Origin of the sequence: Lysinibacillus sp. GJ-1 (assembly GCF_021166035.1) — a bacterium.
GTDB classification, from domain to species: domain Bacteria; phylum Bacillota; class Bacilli; order Bacillales_A; family Planococcaceae; genus Lysinibacillus; species Lysinibacillus sphaericus.
Genome location: NZ_CP088912.1, coordinates 3,388,189 through 3,410,007, shown reverse-complemented (window position 1 = coordinate 3,410,007; position 21,819 = coordinate 3,388,189). Strand labels below are relative to the sequence as shown.

Below are 21,819 nucleotides of genomic sequence, written 5' to 3'. Positions count from 1 at the left end.
CAGATAAACGGCTATTTTGCACATGTTACTTGGATATTTTTCGCCCAAGGCATGTAATCGTTTAAAATCTCTGGGTGCTGATGAATCGGTAAATTCGGCAACTCTGTCATTAACTTCACTAGGTATTGATAAAAGTCGATACCATTTGCTTTTGCTGTTTCAGCCAAACTTAAACAGATCGCATTCGCTTTAGCACCGGCTTCACTAACAGAGAAAAGCCAGTTCTTACGACCAATCACATTCGGACGAATCGCATTTTCGGCTGGATTATTATCGATTTCAATCCTACCATCGTCCAGAAATGCTTTTAATCCGTGGATGCGATTTAATGTGTATTCTGCTGCTTAAGCTAAGGCATTTTTCCCGAAGAAAGGCGATTCGTCTACCCATTTTAGAAACTTCTCTACAATCGGCTTTGACTGTTTTTGCCTTGCTTTTCGGCGTTTACCTGGTGAAAGACACTTAAATTGACGTTCTAAGTGATACAGTTGATCACAATAATCGACGCCAATTTTGCCGTTTTTGCTATCAGCTTTGAGCCAATAACGTCGCACATGCGCCCAACAGTTGGCGAACGTGACATCAGGTAAATTTCCGTATGCAGAATACCCATCACAAATCACGGTTCCTTTAAAGTTAGCTGTAAAGCCTGCTAAAACAGAACGACTTCTTGATAAGGCACTTTGAAACAGGACGATGATTGGTCCTTGGCTTGGTACGCTTCGGAACACCCAATTGTAGGCATTCGATTGACCGGATTTTCCGTCTGAGACTTTTCCGTTTTGGATCTGTATAAAGCTTTTGTTAGTTGATGAATCTGTTCAGTTAACACTTCAATTCGTTTCAATAAATCTTTGTTTTGGTTAGATAAATCTCCATTTTGTTGCTTCATATACGTTAATTGTTCCTCAAGAAGTTGAACAACTTTTTCAGTTGGCATAGAGGCGTTTCCCAAATCATTCACCACATTTCGTTCAGTATAAATTATGGATGATTATACCATGTTGGTAAGTGAGTTTAAAAGACACCTTTTGTTGATTTCGCAATCGCTTTTGGTTGTTGCAGTGATAATCCTTCTAGCAGCCAGCGAAGCTCCTGTTGTGAAAGATTACGTACTTCATTTTCATCTTTTGGCCATTGTAACTTGCCATTATCTAATCGTTTGTAAAGCATGGCGAAGCCATCCCCATCAAAATATAAACATTTATAACGGTCCTTGCTCCAACCAGAAAATAAGAAGATAGAATCGCTGTAGGGATCTAGTTCACAAGAATCCTGAATGAGCGTTGCGAGACCGTCAATACCTTTACGCATATCGGTCTTGCCACAAATCATGTAGATATTTTGCACGTTCGTAAAATCATGCTTCATTGTTTGTTCAACTCCTTCATAATCATTTGGATGATGCGCTCATCTACGCCATTGAAGAAGGAAATTTCAGCACTAGCTGTTTTAATGACACAGCTCGGCTCTGAAGAATTTTGTAATGGAATTGTGGATGAAGATTCGTCAGCGATGGGTTTTAGTGTCACAGGAACAATTGTTAGTTTGTTCGTTAGCATAAAGAAGCACCTCCTTTAGTTGATACGTCTATCGTACCGGAGGTGCCTGGTCATTTATATGCGTTATTTGATTACGGGCTTACGCTTCACCCCCTTCTTTATCTGAATGATAGGAGTATAAATTAATTTCCTTATACCTATTTAAACAATCATTATAAATTAGAACAGACCTAAGGAAATTATTAATAAATTCCTCACCCATTTGATGATTCCCCTTTGGATCTAGTAGCCAACCTATGACATTTGAGTGCCTATTTTCAAATCTTCCAACCCCTAAAACTCTAAACGGATCGAAGTAATCTAACGTCTTTTTTAATTCAATAAAATCTTGATTATTAAGTAAATTATTAGGCATTGAATAGCTCCCTTTTTATTATATTTTTTTAAAAAAGCACAGTGTCAATAATACAATAGACTTCTAGATTGAGACATAGTTCATTTTATTACTTGTTAAAATATTTATAGAATTTTAACGATTTTTTGCTTCTAATAGGGACGTCTAAAGATTCAGCTAGAATAAGTTTGAACCAACTTAAAGTACTTCAAATCCTAACAGTTTTGTTGAAGAATCATACAATTAAAATCGTGATAATGTATACTTAGAATTATTATGGAAAGGAGTGACATATTTATTAATGAGTAAGGAAGAACAAAAGGATGAATATAGTTGGTTGAGCAAGATATCGAACCTTAAAATCCCCGTTTTTACTATTCTAATAGGTTTTCTGGTATTCTATAGTGCTCTAACTGGATTGCGGACAGTTGTCCCTAATTCGACTAGCTTTATCCCTACTAATCTACATATCCCCCTTTGGATTTTCTTTTTTGTTGTAACTATTTTGACTATCTTTATACTAATTGGAGGAGGTATTAAGAGTTTCTTCTTTGAAAAACAGTTAATGACAAGTAAACGGCACCTACTGTTATTTACAATTTCAATAAGTATATTTGTTAATTATAAGACAATGGGAAATCACTTCGTCTCTTTAGAAGGAGATATATTCTCAGATATGTTCGATATTCTTTTTTGTCTTTCTGAATTATCTTTAGTTATACTTGTTATTATTTTAATTAGATCATTTTATCTAGAAATTAAGAATAATAAAGAGAGAAAAGATGATAAGAAAAACTCTATATTATTAGTTACTGACGATCCGCTACAAACGAGTGAAAAGGATGTATTAAATAGAAAAAAATTTGCTAAAGAATTAATCAATCCTATCATTAAAAGTAACGGTAAATTGACAATTGGTGTATATGGGCCTTGGGGTTCTGGGAAATCTTCACTTTTCGCAATGATGAATGACGAGATGCCAAAAGAACAAGTAATAATGAACTTTACACCTTGGTATTTTGGTGAGAAAACGGATGGTATTATTTTAGAATTCCTGGAGTCCTTTGCAGATCAGATAAAAAAATCAAATTTTCACGATACAGCCCTTGAAAAAGAATTGGCTACTTATTCCAATTTCTTTAAGTCACTTCAATTAAGGTCTAATGGAGTGACACTTCGTATAGGAGATTTATTTAAAGGGTTTTTACCAGAAGAATCAGATATAAAAGCCGTAAAAAACAATTGATAATATGTTAATTAAATTTGATAAGAAAATAGTTGTCTTTATCGACGACTTAGATAGGCTTGATCGAGAAGAAATTATAACCGTGTTTAAATTAATTCGTCTCATATGTGACTTTCCGAATGTTGTTTATGTACTTGCTTTGGATGAAGAGGTTGTTTCCTTAGCACTAGGCCTAGTCTATGGACAACAAGGTACTGAAGAACAACAAAAAATTAAAGGAAGAGCGTATTTGGAAAAGTTTATTCAAATACCGATATATCTACCTAAAGTTGATGAGATGCAATTGAAAAAGTTTCTTATTGATGGGTTGGAAGAAATTTTACAAGAACATAATATTAAGACAGGATTCATTGAAAATATTAATTCTACGATATATCCAGTAGCTAATATGTCTATGTTCCGTACAATTCGTAACATAAAAAGATATTTAAACCTTGTTCAAATTTTTGTTCCAATTCTAAAAAAAGAGGTATTTGTAGACGATTTGCTTTATTTGTTAGTAATTAAAGTAACTTCGCCAGCATTGTATGACTGGATTCGTATGCATCCTTATATTTTGTATCAGGAAGATCCAAAATCTTTTAAAGAAAATGAAGAAATTGATGAATTCAAGAAAAAGTATTCTGAGTATGGTCGGATTATTGTAAAACTATTTCCTGCGATGGCCAATGTCTTTGGTAATTATATTCGTAAGGAAAGACAAACCGACTTGCCGAATAGTCAGCTTTCGATTTCTAATCAGATTTACTTTTCAAAGTATTTTATGTATTCAACTGCTGAAAACCAAATATCACAAGAAGAATTACAATTCTTTTACTCGTTATTAGTAGAAAATAAGAATGATAGTATGGAGGAATTTAATAGGATTTGTGCTTTGTATCCATTGAATGATATTTATGCTAAGATGGAAAATGATGTAATTCAACAAAGTGACGAAGCAATCTTAAACTTGATAGATTTATTAAAGGTTAAATATATAGAATCTCTTGAATATCAAATTCAATATAATATTGAGAAATATATGTATGTAAATTATCTTGAAAAACGAGATGTATTTTTACGTTCTTCTTTGTTTAAAGAGCCGTACGCATTATTATTATTAATTATTCTTAGATCTAATATCAATAATAAACGGAAAGATTCATTAGCTATTGAGCAGATTGACAAAGTAATTAGCAAAATATTTAAAGAAAGTTCACTGGAGAATATTCTAAAGACTAATTCGCAAAATAGATATCATATAATACTTGATTATTTTGTACAGATAGAAGATGATGAGGCATTAAGAAGGAAGAAGTTTACAGAATATATAACAAGTATCTCAAGATTTAAAGAGATTGTTAATTATTTTCTAGATGGAATAATAGATGATGTCATTTTTTATCAAAAATTACTTGGAAATATTGAAAATGAAACGATCGAAAAGTATATTTCTGAACTTGAACAGGATGGAGAAATAACTGAATTTGAAGCTGGAAAAAAAATTAAAAATGGTATGAAGCAAGCCATTCCCTATATCATATATGAGTTATCAGATGCACTTGAAAATAGTGAAAAGCAAAATATTAAATGTGAAATGAATGCTAATTTTAAAAAGCAAAAACAATTGTTTTTAGGATTAGGAATAGCTAGTGAAGAGCAACAAAAGAGCATCCAAAATATATTGGAAAAAGTAGAGCAGCATAATAAAAGGTTTTAGTCTGAAGAAATTTTAATGTTTGTTCTTTATTTAAGCGTATATCCTCCTAAGTCATCACGATCTTAAAACTTGATATGTACGTATTAGTTTTGCAGATTGATTATGTTTATAGGAAACATTTCCAAATGGAAGTGTGGGGAAATATCAAAAAGCCGTAAAAATTGTTAATACAATATTTATGGCTTTTTATATTGGATAATTCGGTTTATAACTATCATTTATATATTTGGTATAACAACCAAAAAAATGTTATCAATCTGTTTTGAATCACGCTCACGTAGCTCTTTTAAAACGTGTGCATATGTGGAGGTTGTAATTTCTATATTAGCTTGTCCTAAGCGTTCAGATACATACAGAACGGAAATATCTTTATAAAGTAATATACTCGGATGTGTATGTCTTAAACCTGTTATACTTCTTATATTGCCGAAATATAATTTTAGTCAGAACTATTCTTCAATAATGGAGTGACTTAAGTGACAAAGTTATTTTAAAGGATATAGACAGAGAGTTAAGATAAAGAACTAGTGGTAATATTTGTATTCTTAAATATTAATAGGTAAAATTGTAATTGTATTCGTGTGGTTTAGTTGTTAAACTATTTGCTTTTTATTAAATCGATAGAAGGTGTATTTATGGTAAAGAAAATTAATTTATTAACACTAAAGTTACTTTTTGAAGAAGGATTGGTTGAAGATTATTTAAACAATAGAAGTATTAATCGTAGAGAGTTAGCAACTTTAAGTAGTTTTGTTGAAGAAGTCGAAAAGAACTGTAGTAAAATAAATATTTTTAATGATTATTTTTATGATTATAGTATTCCACAAATATCTAAACAATTTGATATTTTAAAAGTTGCTCAGGATTATATTATTAATATTGAATTAAAAGAAACAAGTACAGAAGAAGCTATTAAAAAACAGCTTAAGCAAAATAGTTATTATTTGAGAAGTACAGGTAGAGAAGCTTGGACTTTTACATATGTGAAATCTAGTAATTCTCTTTATGAATATATAGCTGAAGATGATAGTTTAGTGTTAAGGGATAATTTTAAGCATTTTGTTGATTGGTTAGAAGGAAAAGAGATAAGTTATTATCTTAACTATGAAGGTACAGGGAAACTGAATGCGACTTGTGCGCCATATTATGATGTAGTACGAATGTTTTACCAATTGGCAACAAGGGCTAAAGAAAAACTTACACTGATTATAATTAATAACAGAGAAATAGCAAAAAGAGCCGTTAAGGTATTAAATCAATAATTAAAATAAATTCAACTATATTTTTTTCTACACATTTTCTACACAACAAGATTAAAGAATCTTTAATACCAAGGCGTTTAAGGAATATAAAATTCCCTCCTGGGACGTACAGTTTTATAACGTTATACTTAGAGAAATAAGCACTTTCGCTTATGATTCAATTTTACAGTACTCGGTCAATCGAGTTTCTGTACTAAAGAATTGTATGCGGAGGTGCTTTTTTCTTTGTCTAAAAAGAAGGGAATATTCGATATTCAAATTGAACAACCGTTAATTCAAGTTAGAAAGCATGAAGAGAAACGAAATGATTTAACAGTTGAAAAAGCTTTATCTGTAATTTTAAAGCAACTTGAAGTGGGTGGCTGTCGAGAAAGAACGTTATACGATTACCGTACAATTGTTCGTTATTTTATCAGAGACACTAAAGTTGAATATCTGATAGATATAACCAGTGATATTATTTACGTTTGGCTTGAAAAGATGAACGTAAAGAATACAACTAAATTAACACGCTTAAAGTGTTTCAAAGCATTTTTAGGACGTTGTTTTGATAATGGATGGTTCACCAATAAGTTTTGGCGGTCTGTAAATATTAAAGTGGATACTGTAATCAAAGAAGGTGCTACAGATGAAGACGTTAATTTATTATTATCTGTTCTGGACTATACAAAGTTTTTAGATTTGAGAAATGCCACGGCTGTTTTACTGATGTACCGTTGTGGATTACGGATTGGAACAATTGCAAGAATGAAAGAACAGCAAGTTGATTTTGTTAATCAAAGATTACAACTTGATGGAGAGGTTATGAAGAATCATAAAGGTTTAATTTTACCGATAGATGAACAATTGACTTTTTTGTTACAGATAATGATAAAACAGAACCGTTTAATCAGAGATGAATACAAAGAACATAATGATAATTTATTTATTACGATTAAAGGAAAACCAACCTCTAATTCTATTACATCCAATTCAATTCAAAAACAACTTCGGAAATATACAGTGAAGTATGGAATCAATAATATAAATCCCCATACTTTAAGACGTGGATTTGCCAAAAACTTATATACAAAATCAAATGATTTGTTATTAGTCTCAAAGGCATTGGGGCATAACGATTTATCTGTAACTACAAAGTATTTACATACAGAATTAACTGATATAGCAGATAAATTGAAAGATTATCTTTAAGAGTAATTATGGATAATAGCTGAAAAACAAAAAAGCCACCTACTCGCAATAGGTGACCAAACTCAACATTAAATATAGACCATCTACAATTAAATATGAGTTATATTGCCTTTATTTTACCTTAAAAAACGTAAAATGCAAAGGTCTACTTTCCTATTGTCTTTTTTAGGAAGAACTCTTTGGTGGTAGCCCATTAACACCAATCAAAAATAAACTGGTCAGTGCCGTCCGTCACACTGCAAACTACGGAATAGGCTACAAATATTAGTGTCCTTGTTCACTAATGTAGCTGAATGGTGTTAGCGACCATTAACGGCTAGGAGTGGAAGGTCTGATTGACTACGGTTATGCAGAATACATCACACATTGTAATTGTTGCAGAGTTCCTCATAATAGTAGGATAAGCATTTACGATACATACAGAAGGTGTGTAAAACGGATTATAAGAACTATCGGGGGCAGAAGTAGATAGTAGATGTATTGTTTGAAAGAACACATTTAACAAGGGCATACATATACGGATACCTCAAATGACGGATTCATGTGGCAATGGCTGTCTATGTTTCAGTTAAACTATTAAGTTAGTTTTCTGAAATGTAGGCAGTCAATTTTGCACCAAGCCGTTTTCCTCAATTCTGGCTTCATGTATGAAACAAGGATTTTATCATAGACAGTCGAATATAAATAAATATGAATGATTAAACAGAGGTGTTTTAGTGAGAAAAATTAAAACGGATAATATTAATTTTTTCTATTCCCCAGCAGAAAAAGAAAAAAATTTAAACTTGCATGAAGCAATATTGGAAAACTACAAGAAAATTTACACTGTAATTTATAGTGAATTAATTGAAAAAACAGAGGTGGTTTACAATAGATTTGTAGAAGAAAGAATGGAAGATTTAAAGAATAACAAAACAGGATTATTTATTAATCCAGAGGAATTTGAAGATGAAGCAACTGAATATGCATTAAAAAAATTGGAAAATGAAAAGTTAATGTATTACTATTTTATCTTAACTTCATTGAGTAATCTTTACCAGATTTTTGAACAAAATTTAAGAAGGTGGCTTTATGAAGGAATGACAGAATTCCATATTGATGAGGATAAGCTAAATGAAGCATTTAATTATAATAAAGTTAGTAATGAGTACAGTAAGTTTTATGTGAATTTTGGTGCTTTAGAAAAAGTATTACGAAAACTAGAGTTAACTGTTACAAACCATACTGTATGGGTGGATGTAGATAATTCTATGGGAATGTACTCACCTATTGAATTTAAAGAAAGTATAGTAAATAGCAAGTATTGGGAGATAATTAGAGAATGTAGTTTATTATCAAATGCTTTCAAACATGGGTGTGGTCGTTCTGCAAGTGAATTAATGGAAATAAGACCAGAATATTTTATAAAGTCTAATTTAGGGGTTTTAATGGAAGTAAATTTAACTACCAATTTAGAAATTGTTTTTTGTATTGAGGAAATAGATTATTATTACTATCATAGTGCATTTACAGAATTTTGGGAGAAGATTTCAATTTTACAATTTAATAGACAATCATAACTGCTAATACTAGTTCAATAAATTTTGACTGTCTATACTTCAGGTTCTATTAGATTATAAATGTAGGCAGTCATTTTAGCATGAAGCTGTTGTTCTAAATTCTAGCTGCATATTTATTTCAAGTAAATAAAGTAAAAAAATGATTAAATAAAATATGGAAGATAAATGAATTTATTATTTAGGAGGTCACTATGGCAGGTCACAAGGCAATGAAGCAGACTTTATTAGATGAATTTGAAATAAAAGGAATTTGGTGGATTCCAAATTCTGAAATAGAAGTTTCAGGGATATTATTCTACAAACACGACAGAATAACTTTAGAATTGATAGGTCGCATTAGTGAGGATGAGTTATTTGATGATTCTCGTCGTTATGGCACATTATATGGTTTTTCAGACAAAGGGGAGAAATTTAGTTTATTTAACTTAGTTTTATCTAGTTCTGAATTTAGTGCACCAGGATTCACTACTCAAAGTTTTATAGTTACTGAATTTATCGTTGGGGGACATTTTGAAAATAAGAATGATATAAATTTCCACTCTATGGTTGTGTTTCATTCTTATTTGGCCGATTGGTTACAAAGAAAGCATTATTCAAAAAAATACATAACAGAAGATAATAGCACTTATCTTAAAAGCATTGAATGGAACGATGCAGAGAACTTTAAAGTTTTTATTGAAGAACAAAATTTTCTAATAGAAGAAGTTGATGTTCCAGAAGGCAAAGCTGATTTTCAATATTTCAATTGGACAAATAAAGCAGGTTTGAAAATTACACCGAACGATACGAAAGATTTAGATTGGTATAAACAAAAGATAAATGCAATTAGAAGTTTGTTAACTACATTGATTAACCAGCCAATATATGAAACTTGTGTAATTTACTATGGAGATTTTGATACAACTTGGGACGAAGAAGAAAATAAACGTAGATATAGATATATGCATTTTCGAACTGTAAGAAAAATGAAGTTGAAAGATAAATTTAATCCTATGAGTGCACTTATAAAATTTGATGATATTGAGGGTAATATAAATGTTATTATGAATAATTGGTTTAAATTTCATCAAAACTATAAGGTTGTATTAGAATTGTACTCTGACGAATTTTATAAACCTATGTATTTAAATTCTAGCTTTTTAAGTTATATTCAGTCACTAGAGATTTACCATAGACGAAAATTTGACTCGAAGTTATTTTTAGAAAGTGATTACAATTCTTATATGGAAAAGCTTATAGGATTTGTGGAAAAAGAAATTCCTGAATTTACAGCCAAAATTGAGGCAATGAAACAACATGGTAATGAGGTTAATCTTGGTAAGCGTTTAAAAGAAATTATTAATTCTTTGTCAAAAGAATCGAAATTATATCTGATTGGAAATAGTAGAAATCGTGATAAATTTATCATGCAATTAGTGGATAGTAGGAATTATTTAACTCATTTTGACAAATCGGGTAAGAAAAATATCTTAGAGGAAACTAACTCATTACTACATGCGATTATGAGAATGCAAGCTATAATTACTTTAATAATTTTAGTTGATTTAGGCATTGATGAAGAGATTGTATTGGAAAGAATAAAGGAAAGTCCTAAACTATCAGGATATATTCGGAATGCTAAAAAAGTCTTAAATTAAAAGGTTTCCATGAATAAAGAAAATTGGGGAAATTGTTAGCATCATGAAACAATCTCCCTTCTTATATATTCTTGTAGAAAAGCTACAATATGAAGTTATAAATCATGTTCTTTTAGATTGTAGGTGATTTACAATCGCTTTTTCTGTATCTGGAAACATTGCAAGCAGTGAAGTATTCGGTGTTTTACCACTTCTATTAGCTACAAAGGGATTAACAAAAATACGTGTGTACTTTTTACGGTTCTGCATACCTTCACCAATAAAAAACACATTTGTTTCATGTAGTTTACATTTTAATAGTTTGTTTTTTAACAATGATGTTTTAGGATAATCGAACATTTCAGCTAAATCATCTAAAGTTAATGGTTTACAAGCAGTTTCATCTTGAATGTGTTGTTGTCTGCATAACACACCAGATTCCATATTGATATAAGGCAATAGCATAAATAGAATGTATAGGTTTTTAGGTGTGTTGATGTTTTTACCTTTTGCATCTTTTGCTTTGTACAGTTCTTGAATTTGATTATCATAAGTTTTAACTGTATCAGTGCTGGATGCACCACGTTTATTTGCTTTACCTTTAAAGTGGTATTTGCTATTCCATTTTAGTTTCACTTCAGTACGGCTTATTTTTTCTTCTTCAACGATTCCAGTTTCAATCAGCTTATTATAAAACTTATAAAATTCTTTCTTATTCGTGATTTCCAACAGTTCTTGCAGATTGTTTTTAAGTATTGGTTTGTTATTGTTGAATAATAGGTATCTTCCAGAAGTTTCATAGGAACAGAAAGTACCTAAAAATATGATTCTAGCTTTATCCATATCATTAAAATGTGTGTCATTGTGTAGTTCTTTCAATGTATCAGTCAACATAAATGTAAAACCTCCAGCTATATCTTGGAATAATTCATAATTCTTTTTTTCAGCTTGGTAGGCTTTCATCTTCTCGATTGATTCTTTTCTATAAAAGCCACCTTCATAATTTTCAATGAATAGACCAGTTTTGACTTCTCCATTTTCGTCTACTATTTGAATAATTTCAGTATCATTTTTCATAACCATTTCACATTTCCCCTTAATCTGTTTGTTTCAGAAAAGCACCATCCTTTCACCGTTCACCCTTTAAACAATTAATTAAAAGGTTACAGACAATAGCAGCTATTACTTTTCTGTACTTATAGGTTCATGAAACTGGTATGAAATAAGACGATATACGAAAATTTTTTATAAAAAAGGGGTGTTGTCGCATTTATCCTTCAGTGTAACTTACAAATATTGCTACAGAAATAGACACTTTTTCTCCCCTTAAACTGCAATTTGGGTCATTTTTTCTACCCTTTCTAAAATGCCCGAAAACCCATTGGCATCAAGGGTTCAAGGTGCTTTTTTGCGTTTCTGGTAACTCTTATCTTATGGGGAATACTTGTTTAACTGAAGAAGTATCTGGTTTAACCGTTATTATTGCTTACGCAGAAGCCGAACAAGTTCGTCTTCAAACTTTTATCAAAACAAAAAAATATTTAATTTTGTTACTCTGAACATGGGCAAGTATTTATTCCTTCTTCAGTGTTATCCAATTAAATTATTTATGTATTTCAATTAAGTTTGGTGGAAAGGCGAAGCCTTGACACCAATGCGAAGCATCATAATAACGGTGATATTATTATTCTTCAGCAAATAACCGTAACAAAACCGTATTAAACAAAAAAAGAACTAGCATACACCAGTTCTATAAATAACCTTATTCTGAATCAAACAGTAAATCATATAATTTAGCGAGTAATTGTGCTTGTACTTTTGAAAAACTTTCATCAATATAAGTATTAGCATGAAGTAAATGATATTCTATAAAACGTTTCAGTACTTCTTCATCCAATATTAGCAGTTCATCTAAAAGGGCATCATCCAGTGAAGCAAACAGAATTTCTTCAGTGTAAACAAACATATTTATTTGTGTTTGTACACCCATCCTTCCAGCTTGTAATTCTTCAATCATTAGTTGCAGTTCTTCTTCAGTAAATTTTTTTATGTTCATTGTGTTTGTCATAAGTAATTCCACCTTTTAAGTATTTTTGTAAGTTACTCTTCCATCCTTTCAACAACGCTTAATAAAAAATCAGACACAAGCCATGAAAATATTTTTAACGAGTGTGAAAGCCTTATATTTACGTTTTAAGGTGGTTCTACTGTTTGAGAGGAGATTTTACTAGGGAAGTATTCTAAAAGCTTATGAGGACTGAAAAAGTACATAAATCACCTTTCTGGTGAGGAAAAGAAAATGTGCCAAGTTATTTTTCTTTACGGTATTTTATTGAATATTAATCTTCAACTATTAATTGAAGATATAAAAAAGCTATCACTTGTTACAGTGTAGCTTCATATTCTTTCACCTTTTTATAGAATGTAGCTTTCTTCATTCCGATACTGTCCATAAATGTCACGGCAGTTATTTTTCCATCCTTCCAATCCTTGTACAGTTTACTCCATTCTTTAGGTAGTTCCAGAACTGGTCTACCCAAATGTTTACCTTTAGCTTTAGCAATTTTAATACCTTCTTTTTGACGTTGTAGAATCGTTTCTCGTTCTTGTTGTGCTATGGAAGTATAGACTTCGATAATAATGTTGTTAATCATGTCTATTACCCATTCTTGTCCTTCTGGTACGTCTTGCATTGTTGTCGGTAAATCAATGATTTTTACACGTATGCCTTCTTGTTTGAAATACTCTAAATAGCCTTTAATAAGTTCTTTATTACGACCTAAACGGTCAATAGACTTTATATAAAGCGTATCACCTTTTCTCATTGCTTTTAGTAGGTTCTGGAATCCTTCTCTATCCATATCTTTACCACTGGATTTATCTTTGTATATGTATTTTTCATCAGTCACATAGCCTTTTAACGCTTCATATTGTCTATCTAAATTTTGTTGTGTTGAACTTACTCGCATATATCCAAAATTGATTCCCATTAGTAAAACCACCTATGTATTAAGTTGATAGTCTTAATATACACTTAAAGTCTATAAAGTTCAATTATTTTATAGACGTTTATAAAGGTCTTTTACACATAATTAATGGACGTATATATACTTGTTTTCAGACCGTCTACAATGGTGTACCTTTATAGACTGCACCAATGAAACATATAGCAGTAACTTTTATCAATATATTAAAGCACTAGTATTATGCTTGTTTATATCTTCTTGTTCACAAAACCAGATAATATTTTAGATAGAAAATGAAGCATACGTTTGTTCATAATCTGGATTAGGTAGAGTGAGTATATTTCTAGTGGTATAGTCTTGAAAATTAATATTCAAAATTTCAAATACCCACCATCAGGGGTGGAGGGGTGGAGTTTCTTTTTTCTTATGCTGAATATAAATGTGAACTCAAATTTTACCTTCAGTTATTTTACTGTACATAAGCAGTTCCTTCACTGTATATCAAATAGTACATCAACCTGAAACACACTATACATCTTTCAGTCCATCCTGCACTTCTTCAGATAATCGGGGCATACTAAATTTTCACCTATTCAATACCTGATATAACCCATGAAAAAATTACAGAAAATTATTTTATTATTAAATTATGAATGATACGTCTTACTTCATGGGGTGTTCACGAACTATATAAGTAGAAAGGTATTATCCAGTGCCTTTTTGAATTGCTTCTTACCATCTTATTTTATTATTTGGTTTTTTGGGTGTTGGTTTAATTACCAGCATCCTTTTTTATTATGTCTATTATTCAAGAAATTTGAATTTCAATAACAGCAATCAAAAGGGGGTGTTCGTTGATGCAACCAACATTAATAAAGTATTGCAGATTGTTTTGCAACCTAACGCAAAAAGATGTGGCTGAACTCATTGGTGTACATGATTCATTAGTTTCAAAGATTGAATCTGGAACTGTTCTGATTCAAGCAGAAACAGAACAAAAATTACTAGAAGTATTTTCAGCATTTGGAATGGATGCAGATACCATTCTGAAAGTAAAACAGATGATTAATGAAATGAATCAGAAAGGATAAGTTGAACAATGAAGAAGGACTTACTGAACAATAATAATAACATAATGGAACACATTGCAGACCAATTACAATACATTCAGAAAGCAATTATGGAAGATACACACCAGCAACAAAAAGGAATTATTATGCTGATACTTTCAGAATCAATTTCTGAAGTGAAAGGAACTACTTTTACAGTTGATATTCCTTATGTAGATGAAAGACGTACAGGGCATTTAAAAACATTCGCAAATGCAGGTAAGCATGCAAAAGCAAAATTAATAGCTAGTTTGGAAGATTTATCTGGTGAAATTAACAGACATAAGATTAATAAAAACAGATGTCTAAAGATTATCCAGCGACTACTGAAATCAAACTTATATAAAAATGATGTTCAACGTCTTATTGATGATTGGCAGACTTTAGGAAGAAATGAAGTTATAAAGAAACCCATTACAGTTTAAGAAGGGGGTGCTGGTGAATGAACGTACAACAAAACAGTGAATCAATTATTGATAATATACCAATTCCAATGACTGTAAATGATAAGCAAGCACAACTTGCAAGTAAATATGTGAAGGCTAATGTTGAAGGTAATTTGAACATTCAAGATTTTTGTAAAGAAAATAATCTTTCAACGAAAACACTTTACAAATGGTTGGAGAATCCTGATTTTCAGTGGTATTTGGATGAAGTGCAAGATGTAGTGATACCGGATGATGAAAGACAAGCTTACCAGCGAATCAAAAAACATATTCTCAAAATCTCTGAAAAGCAAAATCCAAACATCAAAGATATTCAGCTATTCCTTAATACTTTCAGCTATGTTGTTGAAGCTGACAAGCGAGAGAGGATGCAGGCGTTAGGTATTTCAGATAATAACAAGCCTTTAACTGCACAAACATTAGAAGATAAAAAAGCAGGATTGCTACAACGATTAACAAATAAGAAGGAGAACTGATATTTATGGCATATAGTTCAGAATCATACGGATTAATTTCAAAAGGATATAACAATTCACGTAAGAGTGTAACTGCTAATAAAAAAGCCGGTGTTAAATTACCAACAAAAATGACTAATGAAGAAATGCAAGAACATATTGTATTACTCGCTAAAGCAGTGATGGAATTAACAGAACGAGTAAACGAAATGGAAAAAGGGGAAATGAAATAACTATGGCGAAGAAAACTAATAAAGCAACTGAAACAATGAAAGTATTACTAGCTGAACAACAACAGATTAACACTGGATATGATTCTGCATTACAAATGGCACAAGCTGAATATAACCAACTAGAAAAAGTATTTTTTGAAGCTGAAGCAACTGCTAAAGAAACACACAAAAAATATGTTTTAGGAACTGCAACAAATGAAGAATATCAGCAGGCTAAAAAGCGACTAAAGGATGCAGACGAAGCATTACGTGATTGTGGTTATAAATTGGATGAAATCAGCACATATAAACGCGAGGACTTGTTGGAACTGCTTTATAAGCTGGAAAGCAATTTATCAGCATACGGTAAAGAAAAAGCTAGTTCTGAAGAAGCATTACGTTATAAGGCTTTGCAGGCAAAGTATGAATATCTGAAAACATTACATGAAGTAGCTGAAGAACATAAAGAGGTTTGGAACGTAAGCAAAGAAATTGAAGATTTAAAGGTTGAATTAGGATTGAAAGCTTATAACTACCATTCGTATGATTCAGTATATACTAGCTTGTTCAGCAATAGCTATAATGGCAAACAAGGCATTGATATCACACATCAGGAATTGCGTGATGTATTCCATAATGGTACGTTTGATAGAAAATTCCTAGATGAATTAGAGGAAGGCAAGAAATTAGGTTTGATTTAAATAACACACACTAGCACTTGTATCAGTTATTTATTAACTGGTATGAGTGCACCTTTTTTTATGCCCACATCCTTCAGATTTCAATTGAGACGAATTAAGTAATACAACTATACATAAAACGAAAACTGAAACGCTTAGAATCTAAATCTGTATACGTTTAAACGTGTACGACACTATAAGACATGTATGTTAACATAAATAAAGTAAACAAACAGAGTACAAGTTTGACGTGGTACATTAAACATATTAGGAGTGTGTGGCACAATGGACAAAATGATTTATGAATTACTGGAACAGATGAACAAAACAATGCTTGAAATGAAGCAAGAAATGAACCAGCGTTTTGATGCAGTGGAAAGCCGAATTGAAGCAGTTGAAAACACACTTGATAATCTGGGTGAAATGTTTGAATGTAATGTTAAACTTCTACAAGATGTAGTTTCAAAACTAGAAGTTGAAGATTTAGCTAAACGAGTTGGAAAAGTTGAAAGCGTACTATTCAGATTAACGCAAAACTAAAATTTTGAGGGTGCAGAAATGTACCTTCTTTTTTTGTAACAGAAAATTTTTGAATAATAAAATTCAAAAGCAATAAAAGCAAGTAAGGGTACTGGTAGAAATGGGTTTGAACCGTTTTATTAAAATAATTATAAGTAAACGAAAGTATACGGGTGTATACATTTTTTGTAAATTATAATGGATTTGAGGTGAAAAATATATGGAACAAAAAACTGCGGAAATGATTAATAACATTTGTAAGTTGGATTCTGAAGTCTTGCCTGTTGTTCTTCTTAAACATTATGAAACAATAGCATGGCTATCTAGTAGGTTTGCAGATGATGATAGAGAGTTGGAACATTGTTTAGAAAGTTTAGGATTAAATAGAGTTGAATATAAGGAGAAGTTAATGTTATATATGGGGTTTGAACCAGATGATGATATGGCTGGTGATTTTATTTATGATTATTGTTTTTCAGAGGGTGAGAATAGAATGGGTTTATTAAAAAAGCAATTGATTGAATGGGCGATTAAACTGGAAGATGTCTAAAAATATATAGTACAGAATTATTTGAATAGAGGTACTTTATATGGACAAAAAATCTTTCATTAAAAAAAGAAATATGTATTGGCATCCTTCGGGATGTAAAGAAAATTGTAAGTTGCCTTTTGAAGTTTATATAATGACGATATGTGTAAAATTTTGTATTTTTTGTGTGTCGAATATTTTGATTTATATGAATATTATACTATAATTAAAACTAGGAAGTTAATAGGGGGGATGTTTATGAGATTTTCTGAAAAATTTAAATTGGGTTCAAATTTGCAAAAGGATTTTGATTTTCTTAATGTTAGGGTAGATTTTGATAACGAGTTATTTATTGACCCTACTAGAATTGAAGCAGAGTCGGATGTTTTTTCTGAAGAGTGTGATAGCATAATACTGAGTTTCTTTAATAAAGTATTTGATTTGTATGAAACAAAAAATATAAAACAAGCTAGAGAAAATTTGGTTAATTCTGGGGAATCTAATGAAATATTTTTAGGATACACTAAAGGCTTTCCCGAAGGTACTGGTAATAGTGAAGAAGGACTAAATAAAATTTTTAATTATATACATTCAAATGGATTGTTAACAAATGGGGTTATAGGGCGTATTGAAGATTTCCAAGTGTTCATTGATGATTTTGGTTGTGATAAAATGTCGGATTTGGTTGCTAGCTTGATTAAGAAAAAGCTAGTTGAATTTACAATTAGTCAATGCGATAAGTATGGTATAAAAAGAGATTATAAGTTAGAACGAAAATATTGGAATCACATTGATGAAAAGTGGGGTAATTTCGAAGAATTTGTTCCGAGTGTAAAAGGACCAAATGGACTGGATTATCCTGTAGTCCTAATACCTAAAAAATATACTGTAAGTGTTTATCTTTATGATGAAAAGAAATATTGGGAAAAAGTTATCAGTTTAAGACGACAAGAAGTTAATAAAAGCGAACAAACACCATTATATAAAAATAAGGCAAATAATAGAGGACAATTGAATAAAAAAGATATTCTTGAAGCAGAATTAAATGGTAGAACCTTGAAGGAATATTTAGTTGATGAAACAATTATGGATTTATCTACAATTCAAAGTTTCCGAGAAAGTATTAGAAATACACAACGTACCAAGGATTTTAATAATAAACTTTCAGATGAAGAAATAGATGGAATTATAGAAGCCTCTTTAAAAGAATATCCTTCTACGGATTACAACAAGATGAATTTTGCTGGAAATGTAATTCGTTAATTACTAGAATACAATAAAACCCGAATCTATATGATATTACTTCTTAGCCACCATTGATGATAAATATTATTTCGAGGTAAGTTATTTAGAAATATATTGCAGATTGTGAAGAAGATATTCTATAATAGAATTAACTCGGTCACAGTTCGAGAACTGTAATATTGAATTACCTTAAAATATAACGTTTTTTTAAATAAATTTAACCTAGGTCGGGGGTTCGAATCCCTCCTGGGACGTATCAAGGTTCAGATAGAATAAGTTTGAACCAACTGAAAAGCGCTTCAAATCCTTTAATATCAAAGGTTTGAGGCGCTTTTCCTTTTTTTGAGAATACGTTAGAAAAGGATAGAAAATGAAAAGTTTCTACACATTTTCTACACAAGAAAGTACTACTAAGTCGCTTCGTGATTGTTATTGCACTAAGCCGCAAAAATATTAAGTTTTACTATTCGCATACAATTAGCCGAGCAAACTTCAAGACAACCGATATTCCATTAATTTTTATTAATCAATCAATTCTTTTTTAATCATTTAAATAGTGCCCTTAGAAAGTGCAGTTTCCCGATAAATATTTATTAATGTAGGGTTTTAAAAAGTTTGATCATTAAGTTTGATTAGTCGTTTGAAAAATAATAAATGTGTTTATAAATGTAATTGAGTTATTCAACAAACGGGCCATTTAATTGAATAACACTTCTAAATTAAAAATAGGGTTTTATGTTAATCTTGATGTGAGTTTGTGAAACAATGTACTTAAGCTAACGAGGCAGTTTAGTTCAATAAGAAATCCGTTTTTTTGTTAAAATAAAACTAATAAATATGTTCTTTAGAGGAGCTTGTCTAATTGGAAATAAACGAACGAAAGGAAAAGATTAATTTACTTCAAATGAAAAGTAAAAGAAATACCATTATTAAAGAAATGAAAATCTAAGATATTCATTTAACTCTTGATTCTTTCTTAGAACCTCAACATTCCTATGATTTACTTGGTGATTTATTCAATAAAATAGATAAGCCCGTTGAATATAAAGAGGAGGAATTTAAGTTTGGACATTGTAAAGATAAAGCAGCTAAAGAACTAAGGTTGCTATACAAGAAAATTCCAAAGCAACTTCAAGAAAAGGAAGTTATTTTGTTTCATTTAAATTATCGTGAAACAGGTGCGATTATTTAAAGATTGGAAGATATTTTTAGAGATATAAATTGGATAGTTAATTTTAGTGGATATTCAAACAATGTTTTTGATTTTGTTGTTGTTGAACCGACCTTTAATTATGGAATTTGTATTGAAAGGTTTGAATATTGGGATACCTTTACTATAGGGGTTTATTCAACTAACGAGGGCTTTAGTTCAATAACAATCTTCAACAAACGGGCGCAATTCTGTAGCAAGAATTGCGCTATTTCTTTTGGGGGCTATTTTATAGTGTATGAAAACTGTCATTTTGTCAGTGTATATTTTGGGGGATTTGATAAAATTTAAATAATTATAATTAGAAGGAGGCGGTACATTATGAAAATCGCGAACATATTTAACGGGGTGAATCTATTTTAAGGGAAGAGCGTATAAATCCCCTATAAACTACGTGGTCCCTAAAATCCGGAGGGAAAAAAGTGATTATTAGAGACTATAGTGTTAATGACGAGACTGGTTGGGTAAGATGCCGAACACTTGCGTTTTTACAGACTGCCTATTTTGATAATGTACTAAATAAGAAAGAATGTTATGAAAATCCAGCAATCGAGCTAGTCGCAGAGTTTGACGGTCAAATCGTTGGGCTTATTGATGTAGAATATGAAATAGAAGAACGAACAGTTTGCTCCAGAGGAGAAGGGTTAGGAGGGATGATTTGGCATATCGCTGTTCATCCTGATTTCTCCCGACGAGGAATAGGACAACAATTACTCTATGCTGCTGAAACTAAAGCTAGAAGTGTGAATTTAAATCGTTTTGAGGCTTGGACAAGAGATGATTTATGGGTTCAGAACTGGTATGAAAAAATGAATTTTAATATCGTTGATTCCTATTATCACGTTTATTTTGAAGGAAATGAAATGAATCATCGAATTCAAAGTAATATGCCCAATCTATACTTAGTTAACGCTTTTACTCATTACGTTGGGAAAGATATTGACCAATTTACAAATAATAAACGTATTCACCAATGTGTTTGTTTTGAAAAATCTTTTAATCATTTCTAAGTTATGAATGGCATATTTATCAATAATACTATTCAACAATCGGGCGCAATTCTGTAATAAGAATCAGCGCTCGCTTTCATTAAAGGGCTAGATTGTGGGATAAGGGGTCTAGCCAGATTTATACGGATTCACAACGGTAGGCAAAGAAATATCCCCAAAAAAAGGGGGAACAATATACTTTAACCCGAATTATCCAGTCTTCTTTTTAATCCGTCGTCTCCTTCATCCGTTATATATTAATTTTATGTTTAGAGATACGTCGTAGGGGTATATGTATAGAGAGTAACATCTAAGATTTAGGAGGGATAGAATATGTCACATGAACAACACCAAGAATTAATCCAGGCTTTACACCAATGTATGGCTGCCTGCAATCACTGCTTTGACGCTTGTCTAAAGGAAGACGATGTAAAGATGATGGCTGAATGCATCAGATTGGACCGGGAATGTGCAGATATCTGTAACTTTTTACAGCAGGCGTTAGCACGAAATACACCATTTGCTTCAGAGCTAGCATCAGTATGTGCGACAGTATGCGAGGCGTGCGGCAATGAATGTAAGAAACATGATCATGAACATTGCCAGCAGTGTGCGGAAGCTTGTTTCAAATGTGCAGAGGCTTGCAGAAAGCTAGCTGCTTAATTTCTTTTCTTACTTGAAAAATACTTTATCCAGCATTAAGTACTTTTTCACGAGTCGGGACGTCCAATTATTTGGCGTCTTTTTTATTGATACAAAGCAATTATTAAGCTTCTCCATCGTATATGAACTAAATCTTTCTGAAAAGCAGTAAAAGGGATTGGTTCAATCGCTACCCCTTTATATTAAAGAAAAAAGGATATGCTTCTTTATCGATTAAAGAAACGATAAATGTACTAGACCAGGAAGAAAACTATAACGACTTTTTCCTTTATAGTGATATTGGGATAATAGGTGAGTTTTCTAATAATCCCTTTGAATGCAATTTCA

23 protein-coding genes and 2 pseudogenes are annotated in these 21,819 nt (G+C 31.2%); 17 read left to right on the top strand and 8 right to left on the bottom strand.

Going from position 1 to position 21,819, the window contains the following annotated elements; translation table 11 throughout:
* Nucleotides 1-11 precede the first annotated feature (11 nt).
* From tnpC to LO754_RS16885, 5 genes and pseudogenes are all read right to left on the bottom strand, one after another.
* Nucleotides 12-770: pseudogene (tnpC, locus tag LO754_RS23895) on the bottom strand (IS66 family transposase); the annotation flags it as partial.
* On the bottom strand, nucleotides 653-940 hold the full coding sequence (locus tag LO754_RS16900) for a hypothetical protein (protein WP_231784864.1): 288 nt from the start codon (nucleotides 938-940) through the stop codon (nucleotides 653-655). The gene LO754_RS16900 and the pseudogene tnpC, both read right to left, overlap by 118 nt.
* Nucleotides 941-1,017: 77 nt before the next feature.
* The gene (tnpB, locus tag LO754_RS16895; protein WP_231784863.1) at nucleotides 1,018-1,371 is read right to left on the bottom strand and encodes an IS66 family insertion sequence element accessory protein TnpB; all 354 of its coding nucleotides are present in this window, start codon (nucleotides 1,369-1,371) and stop codon (nucleotides 1,018-1,020) included.
* Nucleotides 1,368-1,562, bottom strand: coding sequence for a hypothetical protein (locus LO754_RS16890; protein WP_231784862.1), 195 nt, complete (start codon nucleotides 1,560-1,562; stop codon nucleotides 1,368-1,370). The genes tnpB and LO754_RS16890 overlap by 4 nt, the downstream gene beginning before the upstream one ends.
* Nucleotides 1,563-1,641: 79 nt before the next feature.
* Nucleotides 1,642-1,917 carry a PD-(D/E)XK nuclease family protein gene (locus LO754_RS16885; RefSeq protein ID WP_231784861.1) on the bottom strand — a complete coding sequence of 92 codons (276 nt, stop codon included), beginning with the start codon at nucleotides 1,915-1,917 and terminating at the stop codon, nucleotides 1,642-1,644.
* Nucleotides 1,918-2,197: 280 nt separating this feature from the next.
* Between LO754_RS16885 and LO754_RS16880 the strand changes: the two genes are divergently transcribed.
* From LO754_RS16880 to LO754_RS16855, 6 genes are all read left to right on the top strand, one after another.
* On the top strand, nucleotides 2,198-3,142 hold the full coding sequence (locus LO754_RS16880) for a P-loop NTPase fold protein (RefSeq protein WP_231784860.1): 945 nt from the start codon (nucleotides 2,198-2,200) through the stop codon (nucleotides 3,140-3,142).
* A gap of 4 nt (nucleotides 3,143-3,146) precedes the next feature.
* Complete coding sequence (locus tag LO754_RS16875) at nucleotides 3,147-4,841, top strand: P-loop NTPase fold protein (RefSeq protein ID WP_231784859.1); 1,695 nt, start codon at nucleotides 3,147-3,149, stop codon at nucleotides 4,839-4,841.
* 635 nt (nucleotides 4,842-5,476) lie between these two features.
* Entirely contained in the window at nucleotides 5,477-6,103 is a 627-nt protein-coding gene (locus LO754_RS16870) for a hypothetical protein (RefSeq protein ID WP_231784858.1), read from the top strand.
* Between the two features lie 225 nt (nucleotides 6,104-6,328).
* Nucleotides 6,329-7,294, top strand: a complete 966-nt coding sequence (locus LO754_RS16865; RefSeq protein WP_231784857.1) for a site-specific integrase — start codon at nucleotides 6,329-6,331, stop codon at nucleotides 7,292-7,294.
* A 716-nt stretch (nucleotides 7,295-8,010) separates the two neighbouring features.
* Nucleotides 8,011-8,853 (top strand): hypothetical protein, encoded by an 843-nt coding sequence (locus LO754_RS16860; protein ID WP_231784856.1) that lies wholly within the window; start codon nucleotides 8,011-8,013, stop codon nucleotides 8,851-8,853.
* 191 nt (nucleotides 8,854-9,044) lie between these two features.
* A complete protein-coding gene (locus LO754_RS16855; protein ID WP_231784855.1) occupies nucleotides 9,045-10,490 on the top strand; it encodes an ApeA N-terminal domain 1-containing protein in 1,446 nt (481 codons plus the stop codon).
* Nucleotides 10,491-10,592: 102 nt separating this feature from the next.
* Here the strand turns inward: LO754_RS16855 and LO754_RS16850 are convergent, their stop codons facing one another.
* The 3 genes from LO754_RS16850 to LO754_RS16840 all read right to left on the bottom strand — a co-directional run bounded on the left by LO754_RS16850 (nucleotide 10,593) and on the right by LO754_RS16840 (nucleotide 13,459).
* Nucleotides 10,593-11,552: a hypothetical protein gene (locus LO754_RS16850; protein ID WP_231784854.1), complete on the bottom strand. Its 960-nt coding sequence runs from the start codon at nucleotides 11,550-11,552 to the stop codon at nucleotides 10,593-10,595.
* 679 nt (nucleotides 11,553-12,231) lie between these two features.
* A complete protein-coding gene (locus LO754_RS16845) occupies nucleotides 12,232-12,537 on the bottom strand; it encodes a hypothetical protein (protein ID WP_231784853.1) in 306 nt (101 codons plus the stop codon).
* Nucleotides 12,538-12,853: 316 nt separating this feature from the next.
* Entirely contained in the window at nucleotides 12,854-13,459 is a 606-nt protein-coding gene (locus LO754_RS16840) for a recombinase family protein (protein ID WP_231784852.1), read from the bottom strand.
* An 833-nt stretch (nucleotides 13,460-14,292) separates the two neighbouring features.
* Here LO754_RS16840 and LO754_RS16835 point away from each other — a divergent pair.
* The 11 genes and pseudogenes from LO754_RS16835 (at nucleotide 14,293) to LO754_RS16790 (ending at nucleotide 21,492) form a co-directional block, all read left to right on the top strand.
* A complete protein-coding gene (locus tag LO754_RS16835) occupies nucleotides 14,293-14,526 on the top strand; it encodes a helix-turn-helix domain-containing protein (protein WP_231784851.1) in 234 nt (77 codons plus the stop codon).
* Nucleotides 14,527-14,534: 8 nt separating this feature from the next.
* Nucleotides 14,535-14,969: a hypothetical protein gene (locus LO754_RS16830; RefSeq protein ID WP_231784850.1), complete on the top strand. Its 435-nt coding sequence runs from the start codon at nucleotides 14,535-14,537 to the stop codon at nucleotides 14,967-14,969.
* 17 nt (nucleotides 14,970-14,986) lie between these two features.
* Nucleotides 14,987-15,466 carry a phBC6A51 family helix-turn-helix protein gene (locus LO754_RS16825; RefSeq protein ID WP_231784849.1) on the top strand — a complete coding sequence of 160 codons (480 nt, stop codon included), beginning with the start codon at nucleotides 14,987-14,989 and terminating at the stop codon, nucleotides 15,464-15,466.
* A gap of 5 nt (nucleotides 15,467-15,471) precedes the next feature.
* Nucleotides 15,472-15,678: a hypothetical protein gene (locus LO754_RS16820; protein ID WP_231784848.1), complete on the top strand. Its 207-nt coding sequence runs from the start codon at nucleotides 15,472-15,474 to the stop codon at nucleotides 15,676-15,678.
* 2 nt (nucleotides 15,679-15,680) lie between these two features.
* Entirely contained in the window at nucleotides 15,681-16,358 is a 678-nt protein-coding gene (locus tag LO754_RS16815) for a hypothetical protein (RefSeq protein WP_231784847.1), read from the top strand.
* 264 nt (nucleotides 16,359-16,622) lie between these two features.
* Nucleotides 16,623-16,877 (top strand): hypothetical protein, encoded by a 255-nt coding sequence (locus LO754_RS16810; RefSeq protein WP_231784846.1) that lies wholly within the window; start codon nucleotides 16,623-16,625, stop codon nucleotides 16,875-16,877.
* Between the two features lie 199 nt (nucleotides 16,878-17,076).
* Nucleotides 17,077-17,406 (top strand): hypothetical protein, encoded by a 330-nt coding sequence (locus LO754_RS16805; protein ID WP_231784845.1) that lies wholly within the window; start codon nucleotides 17,077-17,079, stop codon nucleotides 17,404-17,406.
* 237 nt (nucleotides 17,407-17,643) lie between these two features.
* On the top strand, nucleotides 17,644-18,648 hold the full coding sequence (locus LO754_RS16800) for a hypothetical protein (RefSeq protein WP_231784844.1): 1,005 nt from the start codon (nucleotides 17,644-17,646) through the stop codon (nucleotides 18,646-18,648).
* 934 nt (nucleotides 18,649-19,582) lie between these two features.
* Nucleotides 19,583-20,131, top strand: a pseudogene (locus LO754_RS23890) (YxiF family protein).
* A 131-nt stretch (nucleotides 20,132-20,262) separates the two neighbouring features.
* Entirely contained in the window at nucleotides 20,263-20,850 is a 588-nt protein-coding gene (locus tag LO754_RS16795) for a GNAT family N-acetyltransferase (RefSeq protein ID WP_231784843.1), read from the top strand.
* Between the two features lie 312 nt (nucleotides 20,851-21,162).
* Nucleotides 21,163-21,492: a four-helix bundle copper-binding protein gene (locus LO754_RS16790; RefSeq protein WP_231784842.1), complete on the top strand. Its 330-nt coding sequence runs from the start codon at nucleotides 21,163-21,165 to the stop codon at nucleotides 21,490-21,492.
* The last annotated feature ends 327 nt before the right edge of the window (nucleotides 21,493-21,819 follow it).

Bases quoted from the DNA above. Each gene is read 5' to 3' on its own strand.
- LO754_RS16900 (WP_231784864.1), bottom strand. From the start codon at position 940: ATGCCAACTGAAAAAGTTGTTCAACTTCTTGAGGAACAATTAACGTAT.
- tnpB (WP_231784863.1), bottom strand. From the start codon at position 1,371: ATGAAGCATGATTTTACGAACGTGCAAAATATCTACATGATTTGTGGC.
- LO754_RS16790 (WP_231784842.1), top strand. From the start codon at position 21,163: ATGTCACATGAACAACACCAAGAATTAATCCAGGCTTTACACCAATGT.
- LO754_RS16890 (WP_231784862.1), bottom strand. From the start codon at position 1,562: ATGCTAACGAACAAACTAACAATTGTTCCTGTGACACTAAAACCCATC.
- LO754_RS16880 (WP_231784860.1), top strand. From the start codon at position 2,198: ATGAGTAAGGAAGAACAAAAGGATGAATATAGTTGGTTGAGCAAGATA.
- LO754_RS16800 (WP_231784844.1), top strand. From the start codon at position 17,644: ATGAGATTTTCTGAAAAATTTAAATTGGGTTCAAATTTGCAAAAGGAT.
- LO754_RS16855 (WP_231784855.1), top strand. From the start codon at position 9,045: ATGGCAGGTCACAAGGCAATGAAGCAGACTTTATTAGATGAATTTGAA.
- LO754_RS16835 (WP_231784851.1), top strand. From the start codon at position 14,293: ATGCAACCAACATTAATAAAGTATTGCAGATTGTTTTGCAACCTAACG.
- LO754_RS16850 (WP_231784854.1), bottom strand. From the start codon at position 11,552: ATGGTTATGAAAAATGATACTGAAATTATTCAAATAGTAGACGAAAAT.
- LO754_RS16830 (WP_231784850.1), top strand. From the start codon at position 14,535: ATGAAGAAGGACTTACTGAACAATAATAATAACATAATGGAACACATT.
- LO754_RS16840 (WP_231784852.1), bottom strand. From the start codon at position 13,459: ATGGGAATCAATTTTGGATATATGCGAGTAAGTTCAACACAACAAAAT.
- LO754_RS16810 (WP_231784846.1), top strand. From the start codon at position 16,623: ATGGACAAAATGATTTATGAATTACTGGAACAGATGAACAAAACAATG.
- LO754_RS16870 (WP_231784858.1), top strand. From the start codon at position 5,477: ATGGTAAAGAAAATTAATTTATTAACACTAAAGTTACTTTTTGAAGAA.
- LO754_RS16825 (WP_231784849.1), top strand. From the start codon at position 14,987: ATGAACGTACAACAAAACAGTGAATCAATTATTGATAATATACCAATT.
- LO754_RS16815 (WP_231784847.1), top strand. From the start codon at position 15,681: ATGGCGAAGAAAACTAATAAAGCAACTGAAACAATGAAAGTATTACTA.
- LO754_RS16875 (WP_231784859.1), top strand. From the start codon at position 3,147: ATGTTAATTAAATTTGATAAGAAAATAGTTGTCTTTATCGACGACTTA.
- LO754_RS16820 (WP_231784848.1), top strand. From the start codon at position 15,472: ATGGCATATAGTTCAGAATCATACGGATTAATTTCAAAAGGATATAAC.
- LO754_RS16805 (WP_231784845.1), top strand. From the start codon at position 17,077: ATGGAACAAAAAACTGCGGAAATGATTAATAACATTTGTAAGTTGGAT.
- LO754_RS16885 (WP_231784861.1), bottom strand. From the start codon at position 1,917: ATGCCTAATAATTTACTTAATAATCAAGATTTTATTGAATTAAAAAAG.
- LO754_RS16845 (WP_231784853.1), bottom strand. From the start codon at position 12,537: ATGACAAACACAATGAACATAAAAAAATTTACTGAAGAAGAACTGCAA.